Origin of the sequence: Flavobacterium magnesitis (assembly GCF_041729735.1) — a bacterium.
Lineage (GTDB): Bacteria > Bacteroidota > Bacteroidia > Flavobacteriales > Flavobacteriaceae > Flavobacterium > Flavobacterium magnesitis.
The window spans coordinates 24389-43320 of the sequence record NZ_JBCFQK010000009.1; the positions used below are offsets into that span (position 1 = coordinate 24389).

Annotated in this window: 14 protein-coding genes and 1 tRNA gene; 8 read left to right on the plus strand and 7 right to left on the minus strand. The window is 33.4% G+C overall.

The features are described 5' to 3' along the window. Positions 1-376 precede the first annotated feature (376 nt). The 4 genes from AAGV33_RS07865 (at position 377) to AAGV33_RS07880 (ending at position 2716) form a co-directional block, all read left to right on the plus strand. Positions 377-583, plus strand: coding sequence for a transposase (locus AAGV33_RS07865; RefSeq protein ID WP_373391420.1), 207 nt, complete (start codon positions 377-379; stop codon positions 581-583). A gap of 71 nt (positions 584-654) precedes the next feature. After that, positions 655-909 carry a hypothetical protein gene (locus AAGV33_RS07870; RefSeq protein WP_373391421.1) on the plus strand — a complete coding sequence of 85 codons (255 nt, stop codon included), beginning with the start codon at positions 655-657 and terminating at the stop codon, positions 907-909. A gap of 405 nt (positions 910-1314) precedes the next feature. Next, the gene (locus AAGV33_RS07875; protein ID WP_373391422.1) at positions 1315-2358 is read left to right on the plus strand and encodes a tyrosine-type recombinase/integrase; all 1044 of its coding nucleotides are present in this window, start codon (positions 1315-1317) and stop codon (positions 2356-2358) included. Between the two features lie 220 nt (positions 2359-2578). Further along, positions 2579-2716: a hypothetical protein gene (locus AAGV33_RS07880; protein WP_373391423.1), complete on the plus strand. Its 138-nt coding sequence runs from the start codon at positions 2579-2581 to the stop codon at positions 2714-2716. Here the strand turns inward: AAGV33_RS07880 and AAGV33_RS07885 are convergent. Continuing rightward, on the minus strand, positions 2688-3149 hold the full coding sequence (locus tag AAGV33_RS07885) for a hypothetical protein (RefSeq protein WP_373391424.1): 462 nt from the start codon (positions 3147-3149) through the stop codon (positions 2688-2690). The two genes, AAGV33_RS07880 and AAGV33_RS07885, sit on opposite strands and share 29 nt — an antisense overlap. A 293-nt stretch (positions 3150-3442) precedes the next feature. On the opposite strand from AAGV33_RS07885, the gene vsr reads away from it, so the two are divergent. The 3 genes from vsr to AAGV33_RS07900 all read left to right on the plus strand — a co-directional run bounded on the left by vsr (position 3443) and on the right by AAGV33_RS07900 (position 6587). Further along, the gene (gene vsr, locus AAGV33_RS07890) at positions 3443-5128 is read left to right on the plus strand and encodes a DNA mismatch endonuclease Vsr (RefSeq protein WP_373391425.1); all 1686 of its coding nucleotides are present in this window, start codon (positions 3443-3445) and stop codon (positions 5126-5128) included. After that, positions 5125-6198, plus strand: coding sequence for an HpaII family restriction endonuclease (locus tag AAGV33_RS07895; RefSeq protein ID WP_373391426.1), 1074 nt, complete (start codon positions 5125-5127; stop codon positions 6196-6198). The genes vsr and AAGV33_RS07895 overlap by 4 nt, the downstream gene beginning before the upstream one ends. Positions 6199-6516: 318 nt before the next feature. Next, positions 6517-6587 (plus strand) — tRNA-Trp (locus AAGV33_RS07900). A gap of 304 nt (positions 6588-6891) precedes the next feature. Here the strand turns inward: AAGV33_RS07900 and AAGV33_RS07905 are convergent. The 6 genes from AAGV33_RS07905 to AAGV33_RS07930 all read right to left on the minus strand — a co-directional run bounded on the left by AAGV33_RS07905 (position 6892) and on the right by AAGV33_RS07930 (position 18218). After that, complete coding sequence (locus AAGV33_RS07905; RefSeq protein ID WP_373391427.1) at positions 6892-7905, minus strand: alpha/beta hydrolase fold domain-containing protein; 1014 nt, start codon at positions 7903-7905, stop codon at positions 6892-6894. Positions 7906-8180: 275 nt separating this feature from the next. Then, positions 8181-9743, minus strand: a complete 1563-nt coding sequence (gene pelA / locus AAGV33_RS07910; RefSeq protein ID WP_373391428.1) for a pectate lyase — start codon at positions 9741-9743, stop codon at positions 8181-8183. A gap of 134 nt (positions 9744-9877) precedes the next feature. Then, the gene (locus AAGV33_RS07915) at positions 9878-11479 is read right to left on the minus strand and encodes a DUF5123 domain-containing protein (RefSeq protein ID WP_373391429.1); all 1602 of its coding nucleotides are present in this window, start codon (positions 11477-11479) and stop codon (positions 9878-9880) included. A 91-nt stretch (positions 11480-11570) separates the two neighbouring features. Next, positions 11571-13367, minus strand: coding sequence for a RagB/SusD family nutrient uptake outer membrane protein (locus AAGV33_RS07920; RefSeq protein WP_373391430.1), 1797 nt, complete (start codon positions 13365-13367; stop codon positions 11571-11573). A gap of 12 nt (positions 13368-13379) precedes the next feature. Then, the gene (locus AAGV33_RS07925) at positions 13380-16907 is read right to left on the minus strand and encodes a TonB-dependent receptor (protein ID WP_373391431.1); all 3528 of its coding nucleotides are present in this window, start codon (positions 16905-16907) and stop codon (positions 13380-13382) included. A gap of 171 nt (positions 16908-17078) precedes the next feature. Then, on the minus strand, positions 17079-18218 hold the full coding sequence (locus AAGV33_RS07930; protein WP_373391432.1) for a FecR family protein: 1140 nt from the start codon (positions 18216-18218) through the stop codon (positions 17079-17081). Between the two features lie 163 nt (positions 18219-18381). Between AAGV33_RS07930 and AAGV33_RS07935 the strand changes: the two genes are divergently transcribed. After that, positions 18382-18921, plus strand: a complete 540-nt coding sequence (locus tag AAGV33_RS07935; protein ID WP_373391433.1) for an RNA polymerase sigma factor — start codon at positions 18382-18384, stop codon at positions 18919-18921. The last annotated feature ends 11 nt before the right edge of the window (positions 18922-18932 follow it).

Below are 18932 nucleotides of genomic sequence, written 5' to 3' on the forward strand. Positions count from 1 at the left end.
CTAAAAGTACAGTGAAAGCTGTACTTTTTTTGTTTAACAAGAAGTCTGGAATTTAATTTTTAAGCATTATTTATCATTAAACTTTACTGCAACTATGTATGGAGTATGTATGGGGTATCTATGGAGTATCTATGGAGCTGCCTCCTTTTGTCCCGTCCTAAAATAACTATACTGTCCCGTCCTATTTAATAGAACTAAATTTCCTTAACGCTGCCGCACGAATCCTTTCGTGTGGCTCGTATTTAATAGAACTAAATTTCCTATATTTACTCTAACTCTTAAAACTTTAAAAATGAGTAGAAATTATAAATTTCATAATCCTGAAGAATTGTCTTTTATTAGTTTTACTCATGGCTAATATTTTTTATAGGAATTCGTGCATCCGCTTCGCTCAAGTGCTGTTGTAGGTTGGCTAGATGTATTTACTAGAAATGAGTACAAAGATTTATTTTTGGAGAGCTTAACATATTGTCAAAAAAACAAAGGTTTAGAGATTCACACTTGGTGTATTATGACTAACCATGTCCATTTGGTTTTTAGAAGCATAGAAGGGCAAAATCCTGAACTATTAATAGGCGATTAAAAAGATTTACCAGTCAATCGATTGTTAAAAGTATAAAAGAAAACCCTAGAGAAAGTAGGAAAGACTTCTTGTTGGATTTTTTCAAAAAAGAAGCTGAAAAAAGCTCTAATGTAAAGCATCATCAGTTTTGGAGACACGATAATAAGCCTATTGAACTTTGGAGTAACAAAGTTATTCAACAAAAAATAGATTATGTACATAATAATCCTGTAGAAGCGGGTTTGGTTTATAATGCAGAAGATTATGTGTACAGCAGTGCTATTGATTATTCCGGACAAAAAGGACTAATTGACGATGTGGTAGTATTTAGAATGTTTGATATTTAAACGGACGAGCCACACGAAAGGATTCGTGCGGCAGCGGGGGGCAACAACACTTAGTATTGTTTCGGAGAAGAAATAACAGTATTTAATTTTTTATACTCTAAAAGTACAGTTCACGCTGTACTTTTTTTTATTTAACAAGAAGTCTGGAATTTACTTTTTAAGCATTATTTTTCATTAAACTTTACTGCAACTATGTATGGAGTATGTATGGGGTATCTATGGAGCTGTCCCGTCCTTGTTCCGTCCTAAAATAACTATACAGGTTATTAAATAAATCCTGTTATAGCTATACAAATAAAACATCTATACAACATCCTTTTTGGATACATTCAATTTTAAAATTATCATTGTTATTCTTATTGAAATTGAAAATCACTTATCTTTAAGTCATCAAATCAATTGGATATGAACTGGACAGCCAAAGTTATACAACACAAAGGAGAAAATAGAATTGCAGTCTATTTTGAAAAAAATGCCGACTTAATTGCACGTATCAAAAAAATTGACGGAGCCAGATGGAGTCAACAAAAAATGGCTTGGCATATTCCCGATACCGAAGAAAACAGAGTCCGATTTAAAATCACTCCATTATCAGACACTATTCCTTCGGAAGAAGCAATACTACAAATAGAAAAATTCAAGCAATGGATGCGCTCCAAACGCTATAGTGAAAGTACTATTATAACTTACAGCGAAGCTTTAAAATCCTTTTTAATCTTTTACAGAAAAAAAGCTGTTGCCGAAATTACTAATGAAGATGTGATTATTTACAATAACGAATACATCCTAAAAAACAATCTATCTGCATCCTACCAAAATCAAATTGTAAATGCTATTAAGTTATTCTTTCAAACCATTCGAGAAACTAAAATGCTTGTAGATAAAATTCATCGTCCAAAACGAGCTAAAGTTTTGCCCAATGTATTGAGCAAGGAAGAAATTAAATTGATATTAAATGCACATTCTAACATCAAACATAAAATGATGCTTTCACTGATATACAGTTGTGGTTTACGATGTGGCGAATTATTAGCACTCGAACCCGTTCATATTGATTCAAAAAGAAATCTAATATTACTCAAAAATTCAAAAGGAAAAAAAGACCGAATTGCTCCACTATCACCAAAAATTTTGGAAATGCTTCGAGAGTATTATAAAATCCACAAACCAACCACTTATTTATTTGAAGGACAAATAAAAGGTCAGCCTTATGATGCTCGAAGTTTACAACTAATTCTAAAACAAGCCTTACAAAAAACAGAAATTACAAAACCTGCCACTTTGCATTGGTTGCGACATAGTTTTGCCACTCATTTACTTGAAAGCGGTACCGATTTACGCTACATTCAAGAAATATTAGGACACAGCAGTAGTAAAACAACCGAAATTTACACCCACGTTAGTACGAAAAGTATTCAACAAATAAAAAGTCCTTTTGATGATTTGTAAGAAAAAATTAATATATTTGAAAATATATAAAGCGAAACAAACCTTCGCCAATCTACCCTATTTTGGGTGTATATACGAAGGTTTGTTTCGCCTATATACAAGTTGGCAGTAATATTACAAAAAACTGCCGAAAAGAAAGATGACAGAAGAGATTGTAAAACCAACTTGCGAAATAGCAATAGGTAGAATAAATGACTTTAGAATAAAAAAGATAATGAATATGGATGACACATTATCCATTATCATAAACACCCTTGACGGTAAAAAAATTGATATTTACATTACACCTAAAGATTTGGTAAGAGTTTTAAATACCTACAGCGAAGAGTCTACTCCTCTTGGATGGTTTGATAGGTAGTATTCATATTTATTAAACTTTGTATATTGTACGTCAGTTGATTACCGTTATCTAAAACTACTAAATCTATACCATCGTCGCTAACAAAGTCTAATTTTTTTGAAAAACCTATACAGTGAATATTTCCAAAATTAAATTTGTCTTTATTTTCGTAATATAATTTGAATAATTTATTTGAGGATTCAGAAGATTTATCTAAAACTATAGAAATAAACTTTATGTTTAAATCATTATCTATAAAATCTATACGAGCTTTGGAAGTTAGGTTTTCTATAGTAAAGTATTTACTAAAATCATTAATGTAGAAATCGAAATTCTCATTAAAATACATAGAATTTAAAATGCTTTTTAATGTATCTTTAGTATCCTGATTAAAATCAACTGAAGGTTGAATAATTATTTTCCTAACGAATCTGACGGACTTATCACCCATAATTAAAAATTTAAAAGTTTAAAAAGCGAAAGTAACAAAAAATAACTAGATTAGCGAAAAATACTACTGCCAACACACGCTACAAGCAAGTTGGGCAATAGTGTTTAATTTAAAGATTGAGAATACCAGCCGAATTTCGGCAAAACAGAAAAATAAATAATTTTTAACCCCAACCTGCGTGTAGCGCGGGAACGTTATGGGCAAGCGTAAGAACGACCGTGCTAAAATCAACGAACAGACAAAAAACGACTGTTTGACACAACCAGAAATATAACTTTGACTAACTTTGCAATATGGACAAATTGACCAAAGAGCAAAGAAGAAAAAATATGCAAGCGAACAAATCGACAGGAACAAAACCTGAACTTTTGTTGGCTAAAACTCTTTTTGCTCGAGGTCATCGCTACCGAAAAAATAATAAAACGGTATTTGGAAACCCCGATTTAACTTTCAAAAAAATCAAACTTGCAATTTTTGTGGACGGAGAATTTTGGCACGGAAAAGATTGGTTTGAACGGAAAAAAGACCACAAAACCAACCAAGAATTTTGGAACAAAAAAATTGAAAGAAACATCGAACGAGATAAAGAAGTAAACGAAGAATTAACAAAACAAGGTTGGACAATTTTAAGATTTTGGGGCAAAGACATCGAGAAGAAATTACTATCTTGCACCTTGGAAATAGAAACCGTAATTAACGATTTAAAAATGGATTTAAAAGAGAAAATATCGCTTGAGGAAGTTGGAGGTAAACAATTCAAAATTAGAATTGTAGAGCCTGACTGCAATAAAGATGCGGTTTTGACCCATTATCTCCATAATAGTAAAAACGGAGTTTCGCAATTTTATAAAAAAGATGCTGTCAAGTACACAAAAGAAATTTTGGAGTACAAATACCCCGAAGAAAAAATTACTTTACAAGTTGCAGAAGAAGCCTTACAATATGGGATTTTCGATACTTTTCAAGTTCCATTTCCACCAACAGAAAAACCGAAATTTAAGTTTATAGATTTGTTTGCCGGAATTGGAGGCTTCCGATTGGCACTGCAAAATTTAGGAGGAAAGTGTGTGTTTACAAGCGAATGGGACAAAGAAGCAAAACGTACTTACAGAGCAAATTTTGGAGAAACGCCATTTGGAGATATTACCAAAGAAGAAACGAAATCATATATCCCAGACGGTTTTGACGTTTTGTGTGCCGGGTTTCCTTGTCAAGCGTTTTCCATTGCAGGAAAGCGTGGAGGATTTGAAGACACGAGAGGAACATTATTTTTTGACGTAGCCGAAATCATAAAACGTAAGCAACCCAAAGCAATATTCTTAGAAAATGTAAAAGGTCTAAGAAACCATAACGGAGGAAAAACATTAGCGACAATCCTAAATGTTTTGAGAAATGATTTAGGTTATTTCGTTCCCGAACCACAAATTGTAAACGCTAAAGATTTTGGTGTTCCTCAAAACAGAGAAAGAATTTACATTGTCGGTTTCCATAAAGATACCGGAATTAATGAATTTAATTATCCAAAACCATTAGACAAAAAAGTAACTTTTGCAGATATAAAAGAAAAAGAAGTTCCAGCAACAAAATATTTTCTTTCAACTCAATATGTGCAGACTTTAGAAAACCACAAAGCAAGACACGAAAGTAAAGGAAATGGTTTTGGTTACGCCATAATTCCTGATGACGGAATTAGCAACGCTATTGTTGTCGGGGGAATGGGCAGAGAAAGGAATTTGGTTTTAGACCACAGAATTACCGACTTCACACCAACAACTCACATAAAAGGAACTGTAAACCGTGAGGGAATTAGAAAAATGACACCGAGAGAATGGGCAAGATTGCAGGGTTTTCCAGATAATTATTTAATTCCGGTTGCTGACGCTTCCGCTTATAAACAGTTCGGCAACTCCGTTGCCGTACCAGCAATACAGGCAACCGCAAATGAACTTTTAAAACTAATCGGCATTAAGAACAAATGATAACAGGCAACAAAGGAGAATGGAGTGAAATTTACGCATTGTTTAAACTTTTAGGCGATAAAGAATTACATCCGGGAAATAATGAAATCAAGAAAATTCAAAATCTTGTTTATCCGATTTTAAAGATACTTCGTATAGAAGTGAATGGTAATTTCGAGTATTCTATCGAAGATGATATAGTTGTTGTTTCGGGAAACGAAGAAGTATTTCGTATTCCAATTTCTGAATTTCAAGAAAGAGCAAAATTTTTATTAACTGAAATAAAAAGTAAATCAGGAACGTTTTCAATTCCTGAAATTGAAGAATTTATGCAAAGCATAAATTGTCTTTCACTTAAAGCAAGTTCTTCTGCAAAAACCGATATTACAATTATTGTTCACGACCAACGAACCGGATTACAGCCTTCATTAGGCTTTAGTATAAAATCGCAATTGGGAAACCCTTCTACCCTTTTGAATGCAGGAGAAACTACAAATTTTGTTTATAAAATAAACGGAGCGAAACTTACTCAAAATGAGATTATTGAAATCAATAGTATTTCAACGAAAAGTAAAATAAAAGATAGGATAAATGAAATCAAATCCAAAGGGGGAAGTTTTGAATTTTCACAAACTCAACGAGCAATTTTTAACAACAACTTAATATTGATTGACAGTTTATTACCTCAAATTTTATCGTTTGTAGTTCTAAATTTCTACTCTTCCAATCATTCAAAAACTGAAGATTTAGTACAATTAACTGAAAATGAAAATCCTTTAAATTTTGACACATCAAATAAGCATCTATTTTATAACTACAAAATAAAACGTTTTCTGACTGATATTGCATTGGGAATGATGCCTTCAAAAGTTTGGACAGGAGAATATGATGCAACAGGAGGTTATTTGATTGTAAAGTCAGACGGAGAGATTTTATGTTATCATATTTACAACAAAAATGAATTTGAAAATTACTTGTTATCTAATACAAAACTTGATACTGCAAGTAGTTCACGACACGGATTTGGAATGGTTTACGAAGAAGACGGACAACTTTATTTCAAACTGAATTTGCAAATTAGATTTCTATAAAACCAGACCGAAATAACGCCAGCCCATAACAGCAGTTTGGCAAAATGGCGGGTTCAGTGCTAAATTCAACGGCAGTTCTTCGATTGAACTTTTGTGCAAAACTGAACATTCGTGCTTCGATTTCCGCCACTTCGCCAAGCTGCAAACCGTTAATCCAGAAAAAACATCCAGAAATAAAAAATATTTCCGTGCAAGTACCTCCTAACCATTTCATTAGAAAACAGCAACAAAATTTATTGTTTATACTTGCTGCTGCTGTTCGTTTTTTCTCTAAATAAACCTATATTTGCGCCCTCAAGGCAGTTCGCTGCTTATGCTACGGGCGTAGTTCAAGGGTAGAATAGCGGTCTCCAAAACCGTTGATGGGGGTTCGAATCCCTCCGCCCGTGCAAACAGAAAATTTCAAAAAAAAGCCGCAAGAAGCAATTCCTGCGGCTTTTTTTGTCTCATTTTATTGTGCGAAAGCATTATCAATAACATTTTACAACGCAATATTCAGCAAACTTGTCATTCCGTAGGAATCTCTATCTGCTATTCTGTACCAGTGAGGACTATGTTTATGGACATACTATTAGAGATTCCTACGGAATGACAATATTGAGGCTAAGCTTTGCGTAATATAGAAATCGTCTAGACTATCTGAACCTTATTTTATATTGCACTAAAAGAATCACAGCTAACGGGTTAAAACTACTATTTATTTAGGAAAACTTTTTTCAAAAAACCATCAATATATTGAATAGTTGGTTCAAACCAAGGATTGAAAAGACAAAAAGTATGTGGTGAATTTTCGAATTCATGCACTTCAGAGTAGATGCCATTTTTATCCAAAACCTTTCTGTAATCGTCACGTCCAGCGTGCATTCGGGCTACGGAACTATTGATAAATAAGGTTGGCGGCGTACTGGCACTTACATAACTCAAAGGCGAAGCGGCTTCCCAAAGCTTAGGATTGTCTTTTTTCGAATAACCAAACCAATAAGTTGCTGCTGAAATATTTTTGCTATCATCGCCTTCACCACCTTCGGGATGCACAAAGGACAATGTTCCATCAATATCCACCACTGCATTTACCTGAGATTGCGAATTAGAATTGGTCACCACACCTTCAAACAGAGGCATATTGCCCGTTGTTCCCATAAATGCTGCCATTTCTCCACCAGCTGAAAATCCCAGTGCCACAATTTGATCTGAATTGACATTATATTTCGCTGCATTTTTTCGAACCCAACGAATAGTGGCCTTCACATCATAAATAGCTGCTGGAAAAAGCGCTTCGGTTGAAAGTCGGTATTCTGGGGTGAAACACACATAACCCAAACTCGCTAACTTTTGCGCCATCGGATGGTGTTGTTCTCTGCTTCCTGAACGCCAACCGCCACCGTGAATGATGATAATTGCCGTTTGTTTTTTCTTAACATTCTTATTATAAAAAACATCCAATTTCATTTTGCGTTTACCATAACTGCAATAAACAACATTGTTTTTTTGTTTTACAAAATTAAAATTCATTTCAGGAACCATTGTAACATTAGGATGGTATTTCAATGTCTTTTTAAAAGCACTCGCTGTCGCAAAAGAAGTATCTCTAAGCTGAGTTAAACCTTTTAGATATTGGGCATTTAGATTTTGAAAGCAAATAACAAAAAACAAAAATGATATTCTTTTTAAGTTTTTGTTTCTATAATACAAACCTGCTTTTTTCATTGGTACATTTTAATTTAATACTTCTTAGGAGAATGAATTTGTAAAAACGCTCATACCTTTCAACATAAACAATTGTTTTTGACTAAAGTCTCTTTGGAATATTAACATTAAAATGGGCTAAAGCCCGTTCCAATTGATTTTTTACAAAAACAGCTAATTCAAATTTAAAGCTAATTTTAGTTCCACTACTATTTGAAACATAAAGATTAACTCATTGGGTGAAATTATCAAAACAATTTCACCCAATGAGTTAAAGATTATAAATAATTTATTGATTACAATCCATGTTTTGATTTCCAATTTGTGTACTCTGAACCAATTAAGGCATTAGGCCAATTGCCATACCAGGAATAATTTACTCTTCTTTCGTTTTCTATTTCAGCTAAAGTCGTTTTTGGAATTCCATCACGACCGCTAAACAAAGGTAAACTATTCGTCAAATCATAAAATCTAGCCCAAATTATATTGCCAGGTGCAGCAACAACCACAACATCCTGCCCTGTTGGTTGAGATGCATCAGTAATTTTTTCTGTTTTAATTCCTGTAATTTTAGCTCCATTAAACCAATCAACTGCATCTTTTACCGCTTGTTTTACTGCTGTAGATGGTTGCTCCACAAGCATTAAAACACGTACAAGTCCCACAGATTCCGAACCGCTAAAAGAAGGCAACTCATACGATCTAGCCAATGCAGGTAGTAAAGTCACCTCATCGTGTTGTGCACACCAAACTGTTTTTTTCCCTTTGTAAGTTATTTGAGTTTGTAATATAATATCAATTCCTTTGTTAAAAGCTGTAGTTGCTTTTTCTTTATAAGCTGAATTTATAAGATCTAAATTATTTTTGCCTTTAATAATATCCCACATTAGATTCATCACATTTGCAATGGCATTATCATTATAGGTTATCTGATGTCTATAACCACTTTTATCAGGATAATATTGTGGCCAACCGCCATTAGCATATTGGGCTAAAAACAGCCAATCAATTGCTTTTTCGGCAGCAGCTAAATAATTGGGATTCTGAGTTGTTTTGTAATCGGCCAGTAACCATCTCAATTCGGTTACTACATGCCCATTGTCAATGGTAGTATCGGTATTATTTTTTGTAGCCAATGCAGTATTTTTTTGCTGCTCTGTTGGTGCTACATTGTAATCACTTAAAGTAGCAATAGCTTTTCCCCATCCTCCATTACTTCTTTGCCATAGCAAGATGCTTTCACCTCGTACTGTCGTTGGATATACGGTTACAACTCCCGAAATAGTTATTTCAAGTTGCCCGCTTTTCCCGCTTCCATCAGTAGTCGTTGCTGTTACAGTAACCGTACCATTAGTTTTAGGAGTTAGCAATCCCTCTGTACTAATTGTCGCTATCGTTTGATTTGAAGTTGTCCAAGTTAGCGTCTTGTTAGTAGCATTTACAGGAGCAATTTGGGTGGTTAATTGTAATGGCTGACCGTTAGTGATTGCTGCCGCTGAAATAGTTACATTTTCTACAAATACTGTTGGTGCCGTTATCCCCGAAACAGTATAGGTTTTATCTCCTTTAACTCCTGATCCGTCTGTGGCTGTAGCGGTAACTTTTACCGTTCCGTTTTTTACTCCAGTTAAAAGTCCAGTTTCAGTAATTACTGCAATCTCAGAATCGGAAACACTCCAAGTTACTTCTTTGTTAGTTGCATCCTCTGGAAGTACAGTTGCTGTGAGCTCCTTGGATGTGCTTGTTAGTGAATTATCACCATTAATTACAATTGTTTTTACTTGTACTTCTTTCACTGTTTCGTCATTTGAGCAAGAGGAAAGATTAAATACGAAGAGTAGCATTAAAATATATTTCATAATTTAATTGATTTGGTTTTTTTGGAAAAAAATAGTTTTGATAAAATGTAAGATTTGATATAATCTAAAACAATCGTATAAACAAAGAGGTATACACATGGCATACCTCTTTATTGAAATTATAATATTGAATATTATTTAATCCAACGAGGATCTCCTACTAGTCTATCTTTTAATGTTTGATTGCTAATGGTGAAATCTCCAGTTGCAGCATTTGTAAAACCTGGATCCAAAGTAGTTCCTGCTGCATCAACTTTATTATTAGTTATTGTAGCATCTTTAAAATTCGGAGAATTAAAATAGTTATTATCTGTAAAAGTAGGAGTAGATGTATTTGCCTGATTTGAATAAATAGCAGCAGTATTAGCAAATAGCGTTTTACGAACTGTTAATACATTATTTAGAAAACGAACATATAATATTCTGTTTGTATTCAACATAGTACTATTATGAATAGTACAACCATCAATTAACACTGTAGTAGTTAAACCTGTTCCTGACAGACCTGTTGCCGCATCTATACGTACAAAATCTCGTGAAGTTGAACATTTATCAAAAGTACTGTTTTTAAGAGTAACATTAGCTACATACGTATTTCTGAAATCAATAAAATCAGCACCTATATTAGTATTTACATTGGTAACTATACTATTTTCAAGCGTAAAAGAGTTAACTCTGGCGGCACTTACATTTGCACTAATTAAAGCACGGGTGTAATCGTGAATGTTACAACCACTAATTATAAAATCACCATAATTTGAACTCGCTCCCGTCACAGAAATAACACTTGCATTGGTAATGTTTTCAAGTAAACCACTAGTAGTATTATATATCCTACCATCTAATTCCAAATCCAGTAAGGAAACATTACTAGTTCCAGCATTAACTGTCACTTTATAGCGTAAAACAGGCTTAGTTTTTCCAGGAATTCCGCTAATAGTAATTGATTTCGCCAATACGATATCAGTACTTGGAGTTACTCCATCTGTCCCAAATGATTTGTATTCACCAGGCTCTAAAAATAATTTTGCTCCTGAATCAGCATTTGCAATAACAACTAATAAATCATCGGTACTTTTTACCAAAATACCATCTCCTATATCAATACCAGTCGTAAAAGTAACAACACCTCTTTTCTTTGTTCCATTATATAAAACCGCCTGATAGGATGTTTCCGGACTCAAACCTGTTAGCGTAGCAATACCATTTGCTTTTTCTTCCGCTGTAATAGTATGCGTAATCTCTCCCGGAGTCAATACAATTGATGTTACATTACTACCAGCAACCCATCTTAATGTCGCTTCTTTAGATGCAATATCACCATCGATGATACTTAAAAAGATTTGCTCGGTAAGTGTATTAGCCGTAATAGTAGTCCATTTAGAATCTTCCAAACCATTTACAATGGCTTTTACCCGGATAGAATACACTGTTTCTCCCTCCATCTGTACTCTCAAAGGCAATTCGGAAGCACTCACTTCTAAACTTTTCGCAATAGTAGTAAAATTTGGATCATCGGCACTAAATTCAACTACATAATGATCTACATTATCTCGTGGAGTCCAGTTTAACTCGACTGTAGTTTGTGTTCTGATTGTTGCAGTAAGTTCTACAGGAGCAAAAGCTCTATTAACCTCCAGCATATCGATTACATCTTCATTGTAACCCGTACAACTCGTTAGCGATCCTATAACGAGTAAGGAAGCTAAAAATATTTTAATTATAAATTTTCTCATAACTTTTTATTTAATGTATTTCATAACTAAAATCTTATCAAGAATGATTGAAAGAATCTAAATCAGATAAAATTTTAGCTACAAAATATTTTTAATTTATATTTCCGTATCCGTAATCATTTCTTAGTTGATTGTTACTACCCGTAATAAAGACTTGCCAAATAGGCCAAAATTGTTTTTCGTCTGGATTGATACTAGCATCATAAAGTGTACTAATTTTAAGTGGCTCTAACTTAACCCAAGTTTTTTCAGTATAATCGACTCCTGGATTAGTAGTTTCTCCCCGATTTAATCCGTAAATATCCAACGAAACATTATCAGCAGCAGTTTTAAAATATAAATTGGAAGGTACATCAGCATATTCTCCTGTGCGAGCCTGCAGATTTGTCATTTTAATTTTAGCTTCATCTAATTTTGTTTTTAATAAATTCCAACGAATTAAGGCTTGTTTACGCTCCATTTCACCTGTAAACTCAAATTTATGCTCGTCTACAATGGCATTAAACATTGCTTCCTTAGAGGTTAAAGCGTTTACATAAGTATCCACCATAGTTGCATGAGATGCAGCAGGAAAGGCTCTTCTTCTAATTTCTTTTAAATATGGAGCGGCAGCTGAAGGTCCTTCTAATTCATTAGCCGCTTCGGCAGCTATTAAAATTACCTCAGCATAACGCATGTACAATTTATCTACTCCATCGTCATTTGTTGAAGTAACATAACGAGACATCCACTCGTAACGGTATTTTCCAAAATACCAAGTATCTAAATCATTCAATTCCTGTTTTGAAACACCATTAACCGCTGTACCGTATTTATAAGGCACGCAGGTTACATCTCTTCGAGTATCTGCCTGATTGTAATCATAGAACACAAAAGGTAATGGACCTGCTGCTCCTCCTCTGTTATTACCATTTGCTTGGAACTGATCAATACTATTATGGCGAACCGCAAAAGTAAACAACATACGGCCACGACCATCAGCAAAAGGAATTTGCCATAATGATTCGCCTCCAGCAGTTACATCTTCTTGATTGTATTTTTTCCATAAATTTTCAAAAGACGGCTCTAAACGTGCAGTACCACTATTGATAACATCTCTACATTCATCTAAAGCCAGTTTGTACATTTTATCAACGGAAAGATCGGCATCATTACTTCTTCTTATTCCATCAGGATATTGTTGCAATCCACTAGCTGCCATTGCCAAACGCGCTCTCAATGCTTTTACAAAAGCCTTATTGATTCGGTGAACATTAGAAGTAGCCGCAGTTGCATTAGGCCAAGGCACTAAATCAGCTGCTTCGCCTAAATCCTGAATTATTTGTTTATAAATCACGTCACGGCTTGATTTAGGAATATAAATAGTTTCTGAAGTAATAGGTTCAAAACGAGCAGGAATATCGCCCCAGGCTTTTAATAAATCAGCATAATAAACAGCTCTTAATGCTAAAGATTCTCCTAACAGATAACCCAATTCGTTACCTGGCTGTGGACTACCATAGGTACGGATACCACGGATACAAATATTAGCACGTTCAATACCTGAATACATCATTGCCCAAGCATTGTTAGTAGTATTCATATTGGTATTATCCCATTTTGTATTATAATTACACAATTCTGTATTTGCACTTATTGTTTGAGAAGTATTAAACCATTCAACATCTGTATTCAAACCATACCATGGCAAAAAACGTCCTCGATAGGAATTAGTTTCTCCAAATGGAACTTTAATTCCATCTACCGCTCCTTTAGCCAAACCCGCATTAGAAAAGATAACCGACTCATCTAAAGTTGATTTTGCTGGAGCATCTAAAAATTCCTCTGAATTACACGAACTTAAAATTCCAATTGTAATTATTGATATATATAAAAGTATTTTTTTCATCTTTTTAAAAAATTAAAAATTAAGATTTAAACCTAAAGAAACTTGTCTGCTTCTAGGGAATGGTGCAAAATCCACTCCTGGTGTAAGAGGACTTCTTCTAATTGTAGAAACCTCTGGATCTAAACCTGAATATTTTGTAATAATAAATACGTTATTGGCAGTAGCATAAAATCTTAATTTAGCAATTCCATATTTAGAAAGTGCATCAGCTGGTAAGGTGTAACCTAAAGAAAGGGTATTCAAACGCAAGAAAGAACCATCCTCTACTGCCCAGTCACTAAATACATAATTTCTCATGAATGGAGACCATAAAGTAGTATTAGCATTCAAAGCTTCTAATTCGGCTGGATCAGTAACAAATTCTCCTGCAGCATTCAAATTAGTCCATCGGTTATCAGAGGCCATCAAAGAACTTAAATTTCTATACTGCGTATTTTCAGTTGCTGTACTATACTCGATTTTATTAGCATTGTAAACATCGTTCCCAAAACTATAGTTGAAAGCCGCTGATAAATCAAAACCATAGGCATTAGCATTTAACACAAAACCTCCCGTATGTTTAGGATTAGCATTACCTATTATTGTTAAATCATTTGCATCAACAACACCATCGCCATTAATATCTTTTAATTTCATTACTCCTGGAGCAAGTGTACCTAGAAGTGTAGTATTAGTGACACCTTCTTTCAATGTATAACTTGTACCATTATAGTCAAAATCAGACACCTCATAACGTCCATCGCTTTTATATCCATTCATTATCCCTAAAGGTTGTCCAACTCTTACTGCAAAATCATTGGCAAATGCTGTAGAAGCCCAGTTTGTTGATTCAAAAAAATCTTCCATAACCCCTAATGAATTGATGCGGTTTTTATTCATACCAAAGTTCATAGAAAGACTCAAACCATAATTAGGTTTGTTAATAATATTAAGATTTAATGAAGCCTCAATACCCGTATTTTGAGTCTCTCCCATATTTCTAAACTGGGTATCATAACCACTGCCTGGAACAATAAAATTAATCAACAAATCTCTGGTAATATTTTTATACGCTTCTACACTACCGCTAACTTTACCATTAAACAACTCGTAATCTAAACCGAAATTTTGAGTTATAGTGGTTTCCCATTTTAAGTCTGGATTAGGCATTGTTTTTGATGGAGCCCAAAAACTTGAAACTCCCTCAACCCATGTTGTAACATTAGGATTAAACAATAAACTGGTTTGTCCAACAGGAATATTGTTATTTCCAGCCTGACCATAACTGGCTCTTAGTTTCAATAATTTTAACCATGAAGCATTTTTTAAGAATTCTTCTTCTGAAAGTTTCCAAGCCAAAGCAGCTGAAGGAAAATAACCCCAACGATTATTTCCTAAAAACTTACTAGAGCCATCAGCACGGTAAGTTGCTGTAAATAAATAACGGTTTTTATAATCGTAATTTAAACGACCAAAAAACGACAATAATTTATCTTCTGGAGCATAAGTAGTTTGTGTAAACTGAGCATCCCCTTGAGAAGAAAGATTTTTTGCACTTTCAAAATTAAAAAACAAAGGGAAGGCGTGTATTTCACTAGTTAATTGGGTACTATTAGTTCTAATTAATTCTTGACCTGCAAGTAATTTTAAGCTATGATTTTCTCCTAATACTTTTTTGAAATCATAATTAGCTGTATTAGCAATTCTAAATGTAACATTCTTTCTATCAGATAACGCCAAGGCTGGTTGTCCTTGATTTTCTGCTGCTACCTGATTTCTAACATAAAAAGTAGAACGTCCATAAAAACGGTAATCTTGATTATAAAAATTATCTAAACCTAAGTCAGAACCTAATTGTAGTCCTGGCAATATTTTATAAGATATACCTCCCAAAACATTAAAGTTTTTTCTTAACTGAAGACGATCATTATCATCTGCAGCAACAAAAGGATGCACTAAAAAACTGGCATCTGCCTCGTCTGTATTATCTGAAGTTAAACCTTCTAAAGGAATTGGTGCATAAGCCACACTATTACGCAAACGCGCATCGGCCGAAACAGATTTCGCGTTTTGCTCATTTGTCCCTCCACCTTTGATTTCAGTATCAGAATAACGCACTGTGAAAGACAAATCTATTTTATCTGTAGCTTTACTTTTTAAAGCCATAGATAAATTATTTCTTTTATAATCTGATCCAATCATAATGGTTTTTTCATCAATATGAGCATAATTGAAATTGAAATTCATCTTTTCAGTTCCACCACGAATACCTAAATCACGGCTTCTAACTTCTCCCAAACGACCATAAACTTGTTTTTGCCAATTATTTCCTTTCATTCCTGCATAAAGATCACGATCTGACCATTGCCCAAAATATTGCTGATAAGAAGTATCATCCTCTTCAAAGCGATTCACATACTCATATTGCAATCTAACATATTCCTCTGGATTTAAAATATCAATAGTGTTAGCAACCTTTTTTAATCCATAAAAAGAATTAAATGACACCGACATTTTACCGTCTTTTCCCTTTTTAGTGGTTACAAGAATAACTCCATTAGCTCCTCTAGAACCATAAATTGCGGTAGAGGAAGCGTCTTTTAATACAGTAATACTTTCTATATCTGAAGGAGCAATATCATTTAGACTAGCTATAGGAAAACCATCTACAATAATCAATGGAGAAGCATCTTGTGTTAATGAACCTCCTCCTCTAATTCTAATATTAATCGCTGCATCTGGAGACCCCTCAGAAGAAGTTACCTGAACCCCTGCTATACGTCCAGTTAAACTCTCAGCAACATTAATCATATTGGTTTTTTTCAAATCTTCTCCTCCAATCGAAGCAACAGAACCTGTCAAATCTCCCCTTTTAGCCGTTCCATAACCAATTACCACTACTTCGTTTAATGTTGAACTTTCATCCATTAAAACAATATTCAAGGTTTTATTTTGTCCTACTACTTTTGATAAAGTTTCATAACCTATAAATGAAAAAATCAATTCACTATTAGGTCCACTTACGCGTATCGAGAATTTTCCATCAAAGTCAGTTTGAATTCCATTTTTAGTCCCTTTTTCAACAATATTTACTCCTGGAATTGGCATTCCTTGAGCATCTTTTACTGTTCCTGAAACTTGAATATCCTGATCAGCAACTATTTTCGCAACTGTATTTGTTACTAAAGGTGTTGCTTGCTCTTTCTTTTTTACTAATAATATTTGGCGATCATTTATACTATAAACAACATCAGTTCCTTTGAATATTTTTTCTAAAATTTCAGCAATTTTCTTTTTCTCAACATTCACAGAAACTTTTCTGTCTAAATCAATCAAGCTGCTCTCAAATAAAAATCGATACTCTGAAACCGATTCAATTTTATTGAATAACTGTTCTATAGTAGTATTGTTCACATTTAATGTCAACTTTGTATTTTGCGAATAAGTACTGGCTTGGATTCTCACCAAAGACAATATCAATAATAGCGTGGTTAGTTTCATTTTTAGACTAATTTTAGGCAAATACGGACTAAGCCATCTCCCTTTAATTATTTTTTTCATAATTTTGGTTGTTTTTTTAAATGATTTGATTTCTACACTTCGTTTGAAACACATTACTAAATCGGGAAATACTGGTCCTATTTTCCGATTTTTTTTCATATATTTCTTTCTTTAAAAAAAAATTACACTCTCATTTCATAAATTAGCTTTTTTTGTTAGTTAGTAAATTAGTTAGTTTATTTTTATCAGCTTTCCCTCTCTCTTGAAAGTGAAATCTTGAATTTTACTCATTGCTGTTAATACTTCTTCAATGCTTTCTATATTTTTATTAAAACTGGCATTGAACTTTTTATCTAAAAGCTCTTTTTTAGTATTCTCAATTGTAACATTATAAGAGCGTTCTAGTCTGATGATAATATCCTTAAAAGCTGCTTTTCTAAAAACCAGCTCCCCTGTCATCCATTCGGTATAGATTCGGGTATCTACTTTTTTAACCGCTATTGCTGCTTTTTGATTATTCCAAGTTCCTTTTTCACCTGGAACAAGCATAGTGTTGTTATTTGGCACTCCAACATTCGACAAACTAACTGATCCTTCCACCAATACTGTATTAATATCAGCTTCTTCTTTGTACGAACTCAGGTTGAACTTTGTCCCTAAAACTTTTACATTCACTCCTCTTGTTTTAACTATAAAAGGATGTGCTTTGTCTTTAGTAACACTAAAAAAAGCTTCTCCTTCTAAAACAACTTCTCTATTGTGTCCTTTTATAAATTGAACAGGATATTTTAAAGACGAACCTGCATTCATATTTACTTCTGTACCGTCAGACAATGTAATTTCAAATGTTTTTCCATAAGGAATTTTGATTTCGTTGTAAACTAATTTATTCATCGAATTAGACGAACTGTAACTAATTTTATTTTCTTTTTGAGAAGCAACTACTCCTCCATCTTTTTTTATAATTTGTTTTTCGCCATTAGGACTTAAAACCTGTATGTCTCCATTTTCTAAAACCAACTGAATCGCATCATCAGGAATTATCGTTTTAGTTTGTGTATCTGTTTTATATTGAAAAACATACACCAGACTTAGCAGGCCCACAAAAATTGCAGCATATTGAAAAAGATTTTTCCAATTAACCACAACCGTCTTTTTGTTTGCAGCTATTTTTTCTTTTAATTCTTCCCAGTTTTTTTCAGCATCCATTGATTCGATATATAACAATGCCTCTTCAAGTAAGCCATTATTCTGAAGTTCTTTAATCAGCTCTTGCTCTTCTTGAGACAACAAGTTTATTTTGGAAGCATCAATACTTCCATTACTTACTATTTCCTTTAGGATATTAACCAAATTTGGATTTGATTTCATATAAATATTTGTATGTTAAAGTTATGTTAGGAAAATATTGTTTTAGGGTGACAACATTATTAATTATTTTTTATTATTTTTACAGATAATGAAAAAAAACTAACTTTTTATTTTATATTTGACGCAATGTAATCCATTACAAAAGCAATAATCCTATTTTAAAATGTCAAACCACAAAGATTTAAAAATATTTGAAGGTTTATATAAAGACCATTTTGCCTTTTTATCTTTAGTTTCTTTTAACATAACTAAGGATAAAGATGTGGCAAAAGATCTTGTTCAGGATTTTTTTATTTACTTATGGGAAAAAGAAGACGCGATAAACTTTACAATTTCATTTAAAGCCTATGCTGCAAGAGCAGTAAAGAATTTAAGTCTTCAACATTTAGAAAAAAATAAAACAATCAGTTTAGAAAACAATAAAAAGGTCATTCCAAATTTTGAAGAACAAGCTGTTTTTGAAAAAACAGAAGAAACTACACAACCTAAAATACTTACTTTAGTTGATAGAATTCCTCAAGCGAGAAGAGAAATTTTCATGTCGCACATAGTAGAAGGACACAGTTATGCCGAAATTGCAGAAATGTATAATATTTCCATCAATACCGTAAAAACACAGATGAAGAGAGCGTATGCTTTTTTAAGAGAATTCGAAAACACAAGTGCTCTAACTACACTATTATTTTTTCTATTTAGAGATTAATTTTTCAAGAA